The sequence below is a fragment of the Alteromonas oceanisediminis genome, assembly GCF_018474025.1.
GTDB classification, from domain to species: domain Bacteria; phylum Pseudomonadota; class Gammaproteobacteria; order Enterobacterales; family Alteromonadaceae; genus Alteromonas_E; species Alteromonas_E oceanisediminis.
Genome location: NZ_JAHCTA010000002.1, coordinates 440,034 through 453,791, shown reverse-complemented (window position 1 = coordinate 453,791; position 13,758 = coordinate 440,034). Strand labels below are relative to the sequence as shown.

The 13,758-nt window shown below is 48.4% G+C and carries 14 protein-coding genes; 5 read left to right on the top strand and 9 right to left on the bottom strand.

Annotated features, from left to right (window positions below; translation table 11 throughout):
• Positions 1–190 precede the first annotated feature (190 nt).
• The 4 genes from KIU71_RS05200 to rpoE are packed head-to-tail and all read right to left on the bottom strand — an operon-like array spanning position 191 to position 2,966.
• Positions 191–664, bottom strand: coding sequence for a SoxR reducing system RseC family protein (locus KIU71_RS05200; protein ID WP_214130105.1), 474 nt, complete (start codon positions 662–664; stop codon positions 191–193).
• Between the two features lie 2 nt (positions 665–666).
• A complete protein-coding gene (locus KIU71_RS05195; protein WP_214130104.1) occupies positions 667–1,707 on the bottom strand; it encodes a MucB/RseB C-terminal domain-containing protein in 1,041 nt (346 codons plus the stop codon).
• Positions 1,708–1,728: 21 nt separating this feature from the next.
• Positions 1,729–2,334: a sigma-E factor negative regulatory protein gene (locus KIU71_RS05190; protein WP_214130103.1), complete on the bottom strand. Its 606-nt coding sequence runs from the start codon at positions 2,332–2,334 to the stop codon at positions 1,729–1,731.
• Between the two features lie 53 nt (positions 2,335–2,387).
• Positions 2,388–2,966 (bottom strand): RNA polymerase sigma factor RpoE, encoded by a 579-nt coding sequence (gene rpoE, locus KIU71_RS05185; RefSeq protein ID WP_214130102.1) that lies wholly within the window; start codon positions 2,964–2,966, stop codon positions 2,388–2,390.
• Positions 2,967–3,162: 196 nt separating this feature from the next.
• Between rpoE and nadB the strand changes: the two genes are divergently transcribed.
• Positions 3,163–4,827, top strand: a complete 1,665-nt coding sequence (gene nadB / locus KIU71_RS05180; protein WP_214130101.1) for an L-aspartate oxidase — start codon at positions 3,163–3,165, stop codon at positions 4,825–4,827.
• Positions 4,828–4,864: 37 nt separating this feature from the next.
• Here nadB and KIU71_RS05175 read toward each other — a convergent pair whose 3' ends face one another.
• Positions 4,865–5,209 (bottom strand): hypothetical protein, encoded by a 345-nt coding sequence (locus KIU71_RS05175; protein WP_214130100.1) that lies wholly within the window; start codon positions 5,207–5,209, stop codon positions 4,865–4,867.
• A gap of 103 nt (positions 5,210–5,312) precedes the next feature.
• On the bottom strand, positions 5,313–5,564 hold the full coding sequence (locus KIU71_RS05170; RefSeq protein WP_214130099.1) for an FAD assembly factor SdhE: 252 nt from the start codon (positions 5,562–5,564) through the stop codon (positions 5,313–5,315).
• Positions 5,565–5,761: 197 nt separating this feature from the next.
• Here KIU71_RS05170 and ygfZ point away from each other — a divergent pair, with 197 nt between their 5' ends.
• Both ygfZ and KIU71_RS05160 read left to right on the top strand, forming a co-directional pair.
• Positions 5,762–6,739 carry a tRNA-modifying protein YgfZ gene (gene ygfZ, locus KIU71_RS05165; protein ID WP_214130098.1) on the top strand — a complete coding sequence of 326 codons (978 nt, stop codon included), beginning with the start codon at positions 5,762–5,764 and terminating at the stop codon, positions 6,737–6,739.
• Positions 6,740–6,751: 12 nt separating this feature from the next.
• On the top strand, positions 6,752–7,228 hold the full coding sequence (locus KIU71_RS05160) for an FKBP-type peptidyl-prolyl cis-trans isomerase (protein WP_214130097.1): 477 nt from the start codon (positions 6,752–6,754) through the stop codon (positions 7,226–7,228).
• 6 nt (positions 7,229–7,234) lie between these two features.
• Here the strand turns inward: KIU71_RS05160 and KIU71_RS05155 are convergent, their stop codons facing one another.
• Positions 7,235–7,780: a GspH/FimT family pseudopilin gene (locus KIU71_RS05155; protein WP_250207260.1), complete on the bottom strand. Its 546-nt coding sequence runs from the start codon at positions 7,778–7,780 to the stop codon at positions 7,235–7,237.
• Between the two features lie 145 nt (positions 7,781–7,925).
• Here KIU71_RS05155 and nadE point away from each other — a divergent pair, with 145 nt between their 5' ends.
• The gene (gene nadE / locus KIU71_RS05150) at positions 7,926–8,771 is read left to right on the top strand and encodes an ammonia-dependent NAD(+) synthetase (protein WP_214130095.1); all 846 of its coding nucleotides are present in this window, start codon (positions 7,926–7,928) and stop codon (positions 8,769–8,771) included.
• Between the two features lie 16 nt (positions 8,772–8,787).
• Entirely contained in the window at positions 8,788–9,126 is a 339-nt protein-coding gene (locus KIU71_RS05145) for a P-II family nitrogen regulator (RefSeq protein ID WP_214130094.1), read from the top strand.
• 30 nt (positions 9,127–9,156) lie between these two features.
• Here the strand turns inward: KIU71_RS05145 and KIU71_RS05140 are convergent, their stop codons facing one another.
• Positions 9,157–9,633, bottom strand: a complete 477-nt coding sequence (locus tag KIU71_RS05140) for a type IV pilin protein (protein WP_214130093.1) — start codon at positions 9,631–9,633, stop codon at positions 9,157–9,159.
• A gap of 1 nt (position 9,634) precedes the next feature.
• Positions 9,635–13,723, bottom strand: coding sequence for a PilC/PilY family type IV pilus protein (locus tag KIU71_RS05135; protein WP_250207259.1), 4,089 nt, complete (start codon positions 13,721–13,723; stop codon positions 9,635–9,637).
• Between the last annotated feature and the right edge of the window lie 35 nt (positions 13,724–13,758).

Here is a 13,758-nt window from a genome sequence, read left to right as displayed (position 1 = left end):
ACTACCTGATAAAAATGTGAAAAAAAGGGGGTGCTGGAAATTCACACAGCACACTGTACCATTACGGTTTCGGTGACAATTTCGCTCATTTTGAGCGCGACATCCCATAACCGCAACCATTGAATTCAACCGCCGGATTTTACGCGGAAACACCTTAAAACGCGAATTTTTAAGCAAATGAACGGATCAATTAGGATGCAGGTGTTATACCTTGGGGTGGTTCAAGCAAGATACCGAGAATTTTGGGCTGATAGTGCGCCGTTTCACGTCGCTTCAACCGATTTGAGAGCACCACAAATCCCGCTAAGGTCGCAATCAATGTAAATAAAATCGTCCAGAACTCGTGTGACAGACCTACCCACGGTAACAACGCATTGAAGGTAACACTACTGATAACCAACACCATCAGTGGTACCAGGTAAAGCAACACGGACGCGCTTAACAGCGCCTCTTCGGGGATCCCCAAGCGCACACGCTGCCCTACATGCACAGGCAGGTCCGATATCAAATGGATCGTTTCAGCACGCGGCGTCAGAGCTCTAGCTATCGCCCCTGTGCCGCAATTCGATTGAGCCTGACAACTTCCGCAGGTCGACTTTATGGCCGTTTCAACCGTCACCGAATTGCCATTGACAGCAGTCACAACCCCCACTTCTTCAATCATAATTAACGCACTCGAGAAGCTAGCGACATGGCAATTTTATTTGCCGTCTGCGGTGGGATTTCACCAATAACAGAGACCTGAATATCACCATCGGTGCGCATCAGTAACGTCTTTGTCTCATGTCGAAAGATACTATTCTGATGATTATTGGTGACTGGCATAACATACACCGAGACCTCTACCAGTCCATCGGTCAACATCGCATATTCAACAACCTGACCCGTAATGTGAAGCCTATGGGTGTTACGCTTAACTTCTCGCATGCCGGTAGGCATGTAGGTGATACGCCATTGATGTTGATGCTGAGTACGACTCATCGCCGATACTGGCGGTAACACATCATGATTAATGCGCGCAAAGAATGGATCCGGTTTTTCCGACATCACCATCTGAGTTACCTGCACTTGCTTAATCAATTGTCCATTCCCATCCAGCATATTGAACTTTAACGGCATGCCGTTGTTTTCATCTACCCAAAGCTGGTAAGAAAAACGCGTGTTGTCGCGACTTACAATGCGTATCTGTTGTGCGGCACGCCCCGATACCCGGCCTCGTCCAACCGCAATGAATTCGTAAGCCGTTTGCAATGAAAGCGGGTCGGAAAGCAGTTGATTTGGGATTGGTCCATCAATCAGTTCTCCTGTCACACTATAGGGCGCGACATCTGGCTCGAACACACTGATTGTTTTATTGACGCGAATAAACTCTTTGCCCGGCCCATTCAGACTATTGAGCTGCTCCATAGTGACGCCATCGTCGAAAACACCGTGACGCCAGAGGTAGGGAACCGCATCAAGATTGGGCCTATGGACCACCATAGATATTTGATAATTGCGCTGCTGGATGCTCTGGTTCATCTTGAACAACCATTCGGTTCCGCTGCGCTTTACCGCCACATCCACTTGTGCATCGGCAGGTTGAGCGTCTGTTATTTGAGGTTCTGATGGCTGAGCAGCCCCTACATCAACCACGAAAAACGCCGCACTGCAAACGCAGGCGGCGGCTATTTTTAACTGTCGTAAAACAACACGTATTGAGTGCATTAAAATCCGAAGACTGTTCACTTACGGTTGTTGTGGAGGCTGTTGCACGTCCTTTTGCTCCACACGTTCTTCTTTGTCAAATTGATGTGACTGCTTCATTTGCAATTGACGTTGATGATCAGCAATCAGCGCATTAATCATTTTCCGCTGTTCCAGCAACTCGGCCATGTCATTACGTTGTACCGACCGCGTTTGCTCTAGACTTACCGGAGTCAGATTTCCCTGCGGACCCGAGATCGGTGTCGCAGTCATGAATGGCTCACTGTCACTGGGCTGATTGTAATTCTGCACGCCTAATATCAAGGCTGCGGCAACTGACGCTGCAACCAGATACTGCCCAGACTGCTTAAACAGTGGCACAACCGTCGAGACAACCGGCAAATCTTGCCAGGTGCGCTTAGGAGCAACAATTGCCGGCTCATCCTCGATAGCCGCAGCAATGGAAGCGGCGACGTCAAACCCTGTTGACTGCCCTAGCTCACCGCGCAAACCGTCTCTGATCAGATGATAACGCTGCCACTTTTGTTGCAGTTGCTCATCCTGTTTCAGTGCATTGACTAAATCACCATGGCCTTCATTGAGCTCACCATCGGTAAAAGCGGACAAATTTTCTTGCTGTTGCGTCATAAAACTCTCTTCTTTGACTGGCCCATACATACTAACCATTGATCAAACAATCATCAATTCTGCATTAATGGTTGAATAACCTTGTCGATCGCTTCCCTTGCTCTGAAGATCCGCGACCGTACCGTACCGACTGGGCAATCCATCACATCGGCGATTTCTTCGTAACTTAGCCCTTCAATCTCTCGCAGGGTAATAGCCATGCGCAAATCATCAGGCAACCGTTCTACCACCCTAAACAGAGTGTTTTCAATTTCATTCGACAACAGTGAACGCTCTGGCGTTGCTGTGTCATGTAGCGCTTGGCCGCCTTCGTAGTAGTCGGCCTCCTGCGCATCAATGTCGCTGCTGGGTGGCTTGCGCCCCTGCGACACTAGATAATTCTTCGCTGTGTTCACCGCAATACGGTAAAGCCAGGTATAAAATGCGCTGTCGCCCCGAAAACTCGGTAATGCACGATACGCTTTGATAAAGGCTTCCTGAGTAACATCAGCGACATCCCCAGAACTTTTCACGTAGCGACTCACTAAATGCATCACTTTATGCTGATAACGAGTAACCAGAAGATTAAACGCATTTTTATCGCCGCGCTGTACTTTCTCGACCAACTGCTGGTCGGTAATTTGCTCACTCATTCGAGCCTTTTCTCCATAACCTTTTCACCGCATGGCTCATGCAAGCAATACAATAGACTGGGGTGAATCGTAAAAGTTCGATATTAAAAAATTTTTCTTAATATAACCTGAACAATTTCTTTGATTTTAAAGAAATGATACCTTTCATAGCGTGCTTTTAGTAGCGCTAACCCTCAGTCTTACATTTGGAACTTCAATGTCGCAACCACGAACCGCCTCTCAGTCACTGCCCTCCACTGTGAGTGTAGAACATCAATGTGACGTGCTTGTTATTGGTAGCGGTGCCGCGGGCCTTAGTCTAGCGCTCAAGTTGGCCGATCATTGCCATGTTATCGTGCTCAGTAAGAGTGAAAGAAACGAGGGAGCAACCCGCTACGCACAAGGTGGTATCGCGGCAGTTTTTGATGAAGATGACTCGGTTGAGTCACATGTACAGGATACGCTCAATGCGGGTGCCGGACTGTGTGATGAATCGGTGGTACGGTACACTGCCGAACGTGGCAAGGAGTGTATGAAGTGGCTGATTAATTTTGGTATGCCGTTCGACACAGAAACGACGCCCAGTGGCGAGACAAGGTATCACCTAACGCGCGAAGGTGGCCATAGTCACCGGCGCATCCTGCATGCGGCTGATGCGACGGGTCAAGCCGTACAGTTAACACTCAACGACGCGGCAGCACAACATCCGAACATCCATATCTTTGAGCGTTATAATGCAATAGATCTGATTATGCAGAAGCCACACAGGAAGCGCTGTATCGGTGCCTATGTGTGGTCTCGAAATCAAGAACACGTTGAAGTGATCAGAGCCCGATTCGTGGTGTTGGCGTCTGGTGGCGCGAGTAAAGTCTATCAATACACATCTAATCCAGATGTGTCCAGTGGCGATGGCGTCGCGCTTGCGTGGCGAGCGGGTTGTCGGATTTCCAATATGGAGTTCAATCAGTTTCACCCTACCTGCCTGTATCACCCGGAAGCGCGTAACTTCCTGATCACCGAGGCCCTGCGCGGCGAAGGTGCTTTTCTATGTCATGCCGACGGCACCAAGTTTATGCATAAATTTGATGAGAGAGCCGACCTTGCGCCGCGTGACATCGTTGCACGCGCGATCGACTTTGAGATGAAACGACTGGGTGCCGATTGTATGTACCTCGACATCAGCCATAAGCCAGCGGATTTTATCGTCAAACACTTTCCGACAATCTATCGCAAATGCCGTTCGCTAGGTATCGATATTACTCGCCAGGCGATCCCCGTCGTGCCTGCCGCGCATTATAGTTGTGGTGGAGTAATGACCGATTTTGATGCGCGTACCGATCTTGAAAATGTCTATGCGATTGGTGAAGTCGCCTGCACCGGACTGCACGGTGCTAACCGTATGGCAAGTAACTCGCTACTGGAGTGCATCGTGTTTGCCCACGCGGCCGCCTCACATATTCAGACACACCTTGACCAACCTTTCAGTAGCCAGACAATCGCACCATGGGACGAAAGTCGGGTCACCAACTCAGATGAAGAGGTCATTATTCAACACAACTGGCACGAACTCAGGCTGTTTATGTGGGATTACGTTGGCATCGTACGCACCAACAAACGACTGGAAAGAGCGCTCAGGCGGATCCAACTGCTTGAGCAGGAAATTGATGAATATTACGCTAACTTTAAAATCAGCAACAACCTGCTTGAGCTACGAAACCTGGTTACTGTCGCTGAGCTTATGGTTCGCTGCGCTATTGAGCGCAAGGAAAGTCGGGGTTTGCACTACAACGTAGATTATCCGGACCAGCTCGACAAAGCTGAGCCCACCATATTAACACCGCCTCCACGCAGGCCCGGCCTGACAGGCTCACTGTATACGTAATGTGACATTGCGCTAGCAAGATGCCCGCACAGGTCTTTCATCGGCTCTGCACCACGTGTCGCGCCAATGCTCGCTGTGACGCTTCACTCAGTTTGGGTAAAAATAGCCACAAGTAGCGAACCTGACTCTTCGGTTCTTTGATATTTTGATGCTCAAGATCTCGCAACTGAAGCACTACAAACAGTCGGCTTACCAGTGAACCGTCACCCACTTGAAAGCGTTGCTCTTGGTTATCTTTGAGCAACCCCTCTATCAAGCTTACCTGATGGTTATCGATACAGCGCAAACGCAATACCCCTGAGCCCACCGAGCTGATAAGACACCCATAAACACGCAAAAACACCACACCGAACAGCAACATGAACCCCATTAGCGCGCTCATTGACAACGCCTGTGAGACGGTTACGACGATAATGGGCGGTAGGGAGGCCAATGCGGATAGCAGGGTCGCCCACAAAGGACTGAACCCCAGTGGATAAATTATTTCACACTTTGACACGAGACAATATGTGTTCAACCATACGCCTAAGTTCAGCATCCTCACAGCGTTGGTGACCCATAAACCACGCGAATAAATCTGGATCATCGCTGGTCAACAAGCGTTCAAACTCGACTTTGTCTGATTCATTTAACTCATGAAAACCACTCTCTACGAATGGCATGAGTAGTACATCCAATTCTAACATTCCACGGCGGCACGCCCATTTGAGACGAGCATAACGTTTCTCAGAAAACATACTATTCCTTAGAGCATTGTTCAGCGCGAAATATACCACGCAAATACACCCGTGTTTACTGTACTCATCGCACATTGGATTTTGAATTTTCGCTTGTTATCCTAAACAGCGACCGCATATTAAGTTAATCACCAAGAAAAGCGGGGGCGGCGCGGAGTTTTGCCTCTTAACTGAACCTCATCACACGACGAGATGTTATGCCTCATTCACTGAACATACCTAACAACTTTATCTGCGAACTCACGCAGCTCAGTGCTATTCGCCTCGAAGGGGAACAAGCTGAGAGCTACTTGCAAGGCCAAGTTACTATTAATGTGCAGCGCTTAGATGAAACCAATAGCCTGTTGGCCTGCCACTGTGACTTTAAAGGCAAGTTGTGGAATGTCGGTTTATTGCTGAAGCATCGTGGCGGGATAGAGTATTTAGTGCAGAAGTCTGCACAACCGACCTGTTTAGCCGAGCTGAAAAAATACGGGGTGTTTTCTAAAGTGGAAATAGGCGCAGTTCCACCGGATGAGCGGGTGTTTTTTGGCGCCGCCGGGGATGATGCAAAATCGCAGCTTCAGTCTTATTTTCCGTCGCTGTCTGCCGAGCACCACGGTACAACACACAGCGAATTGGGTTGGGTCATCACGCTTCTGGACCGCTATACTACGAAGCCTCGTTACCTGATCAGTCTCCAGCGCAGCAGTGAAGCTGCTCAAACGCTGTTAACACATAGTGAGCAGCATGATGAATCATTATGGCATGGGTTAAATATTGTTAATGGCTGGGCTTCCATTGAAGAGGCAACCAGTCATGAGTTTGTGCCACAGATGTTGAATATGCATTTGCTCAATGCTATCGACTTCAAAAAAGGGTGTTATATGGGTCAGGAGGTTGTGGCTCGTACTAAGTATCTGGGCAAAAACAAACGTGCGACTTATCTGTTACGTTCTCAGGATACGGAGGCCGCCCATTCGAAATCTGTCGAAGCAGGTGATATGCTTGAAAAAGCCGTCGGCGACAATTGGCGACGTGGTGGCACAGTGCTTCAATCAGCATTGGTGGACAATCAACTCTGGGTGCTTGCCGTGTTAAGTAACGATACACAAATGGGTGAAGAACTCCGTTTCAAGGCGGCCCCTGATTTGCATCTTGTTGTTGAACCGTTGCCCTACTCTTTCGATGAATAAACAGGAAATTGAATGATCCAACAAAATAACGTGGTGACTATGCACTACACAGTAAGCTCCCCTGACGCGGTCGAAATCGACTCGTCACGCAATGGTAAGCCATTGGTCTTTATGCATGGCCGTGGTTTTCTGGTGCAAGGGCTCGAAGAGGCACTATCGGACAAGTCGAAAGGTGATAGTTTCAATGTCACCATTCCACCGGAAAAGGCTTACGGTGAACGCCATGAAAATCTGATGCAAGCGGTTCCAAAGTCAATGTTTGAAGGTATGGACGTTGAAGTCGGCATGTCGTTTCGGGCGACGACAGATGGGGGCGACCAGTCGGTCACCATCATTGATGTGTCTGACGATGAAGTCGTTGTAGATGGTAATCACCCGCTCGCAGGCATTGAACTCACTTTCGACGTAGAAATCGTCGACGTGCGTGAGGCCACCGAAGAGGAAATTGCTCACGGACACGTGCATGGTGAAGGTGGCGTTAACCACTAAAGCGTCCTAATTACAATCAAGGGCAGCGCCGGTATCATCTTCGTGAATACCGTCGTTGTCATCATCACGACTCATTTTCACCCGGCCTTGTAAGCTTATCGTTAAGGCTCTAGCATACTCCGCTTCATCATTTTCATGGCATAATCGCAGGACTGCCGGTGCAGCAACCGCACCACTGGCTAAGAATCGCATTGACCCATTTGGCCCGGTTAATACATTAACAGGATGCGTGACGCCAGTCGCCGCCAAAATGGGTTCGTCGTTACCCCGCGAGCCATCACCATTTTCATCGGCGAAGACCATTTTTGCCTGCCCCCAATTTGTTGTGCACGATGAGAAATCATCTGACGGACAGACTAAGGTATCAATTTGCTGATCAATCGCATGATGCCGCGCGTATTGAATGACGCCGCTCAGTTCATTAATTTCAGCAGTAATGCGGTTTTGGATCAGAATGCTTTGAACATTGGGGGCAACCGTGGTCAACACAATAGCAACAATGGCTAATGTGATTAACATTTCCAGCAATGTGACACCGGTTTGGTTGCGCATTATTTCCTGCATGATGATAAAGTGACTGATAAAAGATACGCTAATTTTGTCTGAATTGGGTATCTTGTTTCACTGATAATTACCATAGACTATACGTCAATCATTTTCATTTTACTCAGGACACGACAGACAAATGGCAAACGCTATGACAAAACACCAGATTATCCAAGAGATGCGGGTTCTTCCTGTCATTGACGCAAACGCAGAGATTGCGCGACGCACCCGGTTTATCCAGTCACAGCTGCAAAAATCTGGAATGTGCGCATTGGTGCTTGGCATCAGTGGTGGTATTGATAGTTGTACGTTAGGCAAATTGGCTCAACGTGCCGTCGACGAACTAAATCAAACGCGCGATGCAAGCCAAGCGCCCTACCAGTTTATTGCCGTGCGTTTACCCTATCAGCAGCAAGCCGATGAACAAGACGCCCAAGATTCAATTCAGTTTATCAGCCCTTCACAATCTATTAATGTTAATGTTCAACCCGGTGCTGATGCTATTCATGCTGCCACTATTGAAGCACTTTCATCAGCCAATCTGTTGCCAGATAACGAACACAAACAAGACTTTGTCAAAGGTAATGTTAAGGCACGAACGCGTATGGTGATCCAGTACGAAATTGCTGGCATGTTAAACGCGCTGGTACTAGGCACTGATCATTCTGCTGAAAATATCACGGGTTTCTATACAAAGTACGGCGATGGCGCTTGTGACTTAGCCCCTCTTTTTGGTCTGAATAAACGCCAAGTACGTCAACTAGCGGCCGCATTGGGGGCACCAGCGCATATCATCGAAAAAGCACCGACGGCGGATTTAGAATCGCTGACACCGCAAAAGGCGGACGAGGAGGCTTTGGGGATCAGTTATGACCAGATTGACGATTTTTTAGAAGGTCGCGATGTTGATGCTGACGTGGAAAAAAAGCTGATGGCCATTTATCATAAAACACAACATAAGCGGGTTCCGATACCCACGATTTACGATGAAGCATAATTAGGAAACGAACAGCATGAGAAAGGTCGAGGCAATCATAAAGCCGTTTAAATTAGACGATGTGCGCGAAGCACTTTCCGAGATTGGTATTTCGGGTATGACAGTCACCGAAGTGAAAGGCTTTGGTCGACAAAAAGGCCACACTGAAATGTACCGGGGCGCAGAGTATCAAGTTGATTTTCTGCCTAAAATGAAGTTGGAGTTGATTATTGCTGATGATCTGGTTGACCAAGCCGTAGAAACCATCGTGTCTTGTGCGAAAACCGGCAAAATCGGTGATGGGAAAGTGTTTGTCTACCCTGTAGAACGTGCTATCCGTATCCGTACCGGCGAAGAAAACGACGACGCTATTTAAGCGTCGTCTAAACTGACCCTAGAGCACGCTCTAGCAGTTCCAGCAATATTCAGCGCTGGATAAGCTACCGCTTCCGTCTTTATCCCATGCTTTTCGGCCATCACTAAATACAAATAGATTGCCATCGCCGACTTGCTCAGTGCCCGATGCCGGGGAAGCTTTTAGGCGATAACTGACGCCGTTTGCGGAGACGACATCAATGGTGAGATCATAACGCTTGTTCACTGCAGGCTCAGACGCGGGTGAGTGAGATTGGAATATAGCCGGCTTACCCGTGTCTCCTCCGCCCTGTGCAGCGCCCTCATAAGTAAAGTTGGCTGCTTTATGGCGCTCCATCGCTGCCGCAAATGCCATGAGATCGGCTTGAGCAGTGCTGCGATGACTACTTTTTATCATGCCCTGATAGGACGGATAAGCGATGGCCGTAATGATGCCGACAATGGCAACTACGATCATAAGTTCAATCAGCGTAAAACCCGAAACTGCGTTTTGTGACGTTTTTGACATATTAATCTCTTTCAACTTCGGTTTCCCAACTACTACGTTGCACGCGTTCAAACCGACCATAAATGTTGCGTGCTAAACATTCAAAGTCAGACCCACAAGCGATTTCATTGCCATTGTTATCAACACTGATAACCGCAGACACGCACTCGGTACCTAAACACACCACCGGCTCGACGATATCCTCAATGAGAATCTTTGTATCCGGTGCAATACCCGTCTGTTTTAACTGCGCAAAGCGGTCATTACTGTCCAGTTCACCTGTCTGGTTAAGATCATCTACCGCATTCGCATTGAGGAGATTCACCAAATAAGCGCGGCTATTGCCTGTAGGCGGCGCACAAGAGCTAGTGCTAGAGCTGGCCGGAACGTAGGTTGTAAAAAAGATTTTGTAGTCCAAGATCAACGGTGACGACAAAACTTTTTCTCCTCCCGTGGTGAGCTGTAACATCCAGCCATCTTTATTCGCTAGCGCGTTAGACGCAATATCGCGCTCATTACTGTCTGAAGAGGTCAGTAAATGGTTAGTCGCGTCGTACAAATCTGACTGTTGATAAGGCGTTGTTGGCAAGGTGAAATCACCATTCGCATCGATACTAAATACGCCTGTGTCTTTAAGCATATAGAAGCGATCTTCAATGGTTGTATCTAGGGGCCCTGCTCTGAAACCGGTTCCCAATGCAACGGCGTAATACAATTCATCACCCAATGCCACTTCCGATACATCAGGGCCATAGTAAAAGCGACGGTTTTCTTCCGCAGTATTACCACCAAACTCCGCCATCAAAGCGCCTTTAATTAAATCACTTCCAGACTCACCATTGTAAATATCCAACCTGAACAGTTGACCGCCCGTGTCGGCGACATACATGTGATCGGCAAATCCATCATTATCACGATCTATCACAGAGATGCGTGCAGGCACGCTGTACTGCATTGCAGGTAAATTTAAATCAGCGCCAGCGTTACTCGCTGTCCATAGCAGTGCACCGGTATCGGCATCGACAATATACACAGCATTCCCTACGGCATCAGGTGAGCGCACCAGCTTGTCATCTTGATCATCATCGTAACCGCCACCGAAAATCATCACATTCCGTACCGAGCCACCCATGTTGATCTTGGTTATCGTGGGGCGTGACCAGGTTTGACCTAAGGATTCAAAGCCAGTGCTTCCGCCTTCAATAGTGAAAACCAGTTTTGGCGACGCTTTGCTGGTCACGTCAAATGCATAATAATTGTTACCACCGCGACGCATACCCACATATAAATAGGTTTTGCTACCCACGGTTCGCAGCACCATGTCACCGTCTAAGCCGTAAATATGGTTAAACGTAGAGGTATCGCGGTATAAATCGTGCAAGTTTGCTAACAATTCTTTGGGGATAATAGCCCAGTTCTCTGTGCCAGTTTGTGCATCGATGGAGTGCAAAAACCCGTGGTTAGTTGCAACCAGTATTGCACTATCGGTTGCTGAATAGTTGACGATCACCGGTTGACTGTGGATAGGGTCCCCCATTTGCAGACGCTCATCGGACGTCGAACCATCGCCATCATCATCACGCACATCGACACCGCGCGCCCACTTGAGTACGGTATCGCGAACCACACTTGAACCGGAAAGCGACTCGACGAGCAAATCCTGTTCAGTGATGGATGAATTGGATTCATGCAAGCGATTGCCACTGGTCGCAATATTACCTGGATTTTCAAACGCGTAGATATTGCGGCTGAGAGTCACTTTACTTGCTGCCCCGCCTTCTCGGACATCGTTTCCGTCCGATAGCGTAGACCAGTAAGAATGGCTGTTTTCCGCGAAGAAACCAGTCACACTGTCTACGGCATCAAGCCCGTTTTTATCCAAGACCTTGTCGCCATTGATCTTGTATTTCTTCAAGTTGCCGGGCCAAATGGTTCCTTCAGACGGCTTAAATAACGCGAAATACAGTTCATCACGGTGAGTTAAGCGATTCAGTTGGTTAACGGCAACCCCTGGAGACACGAAGGTTGCATTGACATCTTTTACGGAACGCAGAATGGTCTGAAATGCTTCGACCAAGTCGGCACTGTTATCTGCCGTGTAGAAGCCGCCACCGCTTTGGATAGCCAGATTATTGAGAAAGTTATTCGCCGTGCTGTTGGCAGCGAAACCAATGGTATGAGTAATAACCCGTGCATCGATTTTAGAATCATTCGAGTTGCTGATATTTTTAACTAAATCAATACCGCATTTTTCACCACCTGAGCCGGTACAACTTTTACCCAGCAGCGCTTCAATCTCGTCGACACTGTGATTGTTGTTCGCCTCACCATCAGACAGCAGCACAATGTGGTTATTTGTTTGGCACTGCAAATCGGTGATCGGTGAAATATACTCTGCGCCTGACGGGATGTATTCATTGATACAGTCTGAATCACTCAGGTTGTCTTCGGTACAGCCGAAAGGACGCACCGAGTCAGCGCCTACGTATGACGCTCGGTGGCTCACTCGGGTATTCTTGCGTACAGTGCTGCTAACGGAATTGGTTCCGCGCGCCAAGCCGTAATAAACATCGTCACCGCCATAATATTGAGACGCCTCGAACAATGTATCAACGATTGGAGTAAAGCCGCTCGCGCTGAGTTCATCCACTTTACTGACCAAATGCTGCCTAACGGTAGCTGTTGTGCCTGGTACTGCATTTCCCTGATACTCAACAATTAAACGCACAGAGCCCGATGGTTTTCCTTTGTAAGTGTAAGCACCTCGTGACCCATCAAAGTCAGAAAATACAAACATCATCTCGTAGTTTGGTCTCCACCCCGAGCGGTTGACAATTTGTTGCACAATCGCAGTTACAGGGGGGCTTGTGTACACATTGTTTTTGTAAAATGCTGGTATATTGGACCAATTGACGCCGACGGTTTTCGGCTTATTGCGCAACATGTAGCGGTAGTACGGCGAGAAGTCATTCGGATCATCTTCATTCACACCTTCTATTCGCATCGAAGCACTTCCCGTGCTGGTTTGATAGGCCGTAAACTCTAAAAAAGCGTTGGTAATGGTCGCACCTTGGGGCAGATTGATATTGTTGAAGCGAACACCCACATAGTCATTTGCGCTATCTCTGAAGGTCAGTTCACTACCGGTTGATTCATAACCATTGGAACGTTCTTCGGCGTTGTTTTGATTGGCATTGACCTGATAGGTAAGACGCCCTTTCACGCACCCTGTCGCACTGCTGTCGTCGTAGGACAATACCAGTTGCGGTGACAAACCAGTCCCCTCATCATTGGACAGTGCTCTGCGATTACTGCTGCCATCAGAGCTGGTCCCTTCGATCAAAATATTAAGACTGTTGCCTCCGCACCACGTGGATTGATCGACCACTTCCTGGATCACGTCCACCAAACTCGGACTCACAATACTCTCCTCACTTAACGGAAAGTCATTATCAGTGTCCCACACAACTTCATTGGTGGTCGTTGTGCGGTCAGAAATATCGCGATTGCTGGTACTAAACGCCGTCGAGTCTCCGGTTTTTTCGGCGCGGATCGTCAGTGTTGAGCTACTGGTGTTTAGCTGACCAGAGGTTAACCGAATAAACGCGTTTGTGATGGTGGCTCCGCGTGGAATGTTGAGATCCTGATAACGGAAACCGCTGTGTACGGTGTCGGTTCCCTGAGTCAGAATCAGTTGGTTGCTCGTCACATTCACAGCGCTGTTTATTTCATAAGCATCATCGTTGCTGGTAGCGGTTGAGGTAATAATTTCTGGCAGTACGGGATCATCAATACCGCGCACAGGATACAGCACTGGCCCACCAAAATCAGAGAAACGCATGAGGCCGGCATTAATATTGGTTGCCGAGTTCAGTGCATCCTTGAGTGCATTTTGCACGCGCAACATGCGTGACTCGCTAGTGCCATCTTTCGCCCCCATACTGCCGGAGGTGTCCATAATGAAAAGTACATTCGGGTTGTACGTAACCGCACTGCTGCCTGTTCCTAAATAAATTTCCAGATCATCAGCAAACGCCGTTAGTGCAATCATGCTCGATAGCACAATGCTGGCGCATCCGGTGAGAACGCTACGCTGAATTGTTGACATCATAGTACTACCTCTCATTGGGCTTTGTATCGCCCACA

Excerpts from the sequence above, each read along its gene's own strand:
- nadE (WP_214130095.1), top strand. The coding sequence starts at position 7,926 with ATGACAAAACACCAGATTATCCAAGAGATGCGGGTTCTTCCTGTCATT.
- KIU71_RS05145 (WP_214130094.1), top strand. The coding sequence starts at position 8,788 with ATGAGAAAGGTCGAGGCAATCATAAAGCCGTTTAAATTAGACGATGTG.
- KIU71_RS05200 (WP_214130105.1), bottom strand. The coding sequence starts at position 664 with ATGATTGAAGAAGTGGGGGTTGTGACTGCTGTCAATGGCAATTCGGTG.
- KIU71_RS05160 (WP_214130097.1), top strand. The coding sequence starts at position 6,752 with ATGATCCAACAAAATAACGTGGTGACTATGCACTACACAGTAAGCTCC.
- KIU71_RS05170 (WP_214130099.1), bottom strand. The coding sequence starts at position 5,564 with ATGTTTTCTGAGAAACGTTATGCTCGTCTCAAATGGGCGTGCCGCCGT.
- KIU71_RS05135 (WP_250207259.1), bottom strand. The coding sequence starts at position 13,723 with ATGATGTCAACAATTCAGCGTAGCGTTCTCACCGGATGCGCCAGCATT.
- ygfZ (WP_214130098.1), top strand. The coding sequence starts at position 5,762 with ATGCCTCATTCACTGAACATACCTAACAACTTTATCTGCGAACTCACG.
- KIU71_RS05190 (WP_214130103.1), bottom strand. The coding sequence starts at position 2,334 with ATGACGCAACAGCAAGAAAATTTGTCCGCTTTTACCGATGGTGAGCTC.
- KIU71_RS05155 (WP_250207260.1), bottom strand. The coding sequence starts at position 7,780 with ATGCGCAACCAAACCGGTGTCACATTGCTGGAAATGTTAATCACATTA.
- KIU71_RS05140 (WP_214130093.1), bottom strand. The coding sequence starts at position 9,633 with ATGTCAAAAACGTCACAAAACGCAGTTTCGGGTTTTACGCTGATTGAA.
- rpoE (WP_214130102.1), bottom strand. The coding sequence starts at position 2,966 with ATGAGTGAGCAAATTACCGACCAGCAGTTGGTCGAGAAAGTACAGCGC.
- nadB (WP_214130101.1), top strand. The coding sequence starts at position 3,163 with ATGTCGCAACCACGAACCGCCTCTCAGTCACTGCCCTCCACTGTGAGT.
- KIU71_RS05195 (WP_214130104.1), bottom strand. The coding sequence starts at position 1,707 with ATGCACTCAATACGTGTTGTTTTACGACAGTTAAAAATAGCCGCCGCC.
- KIU71_RS05175 (WP_214130100.1), bottom strand. The coding sequence starts at position 5,209 with ATGAGCGCGCTAATGGGGTTCATGTTGCTGTTCGGTGTGGTGTTTTTG.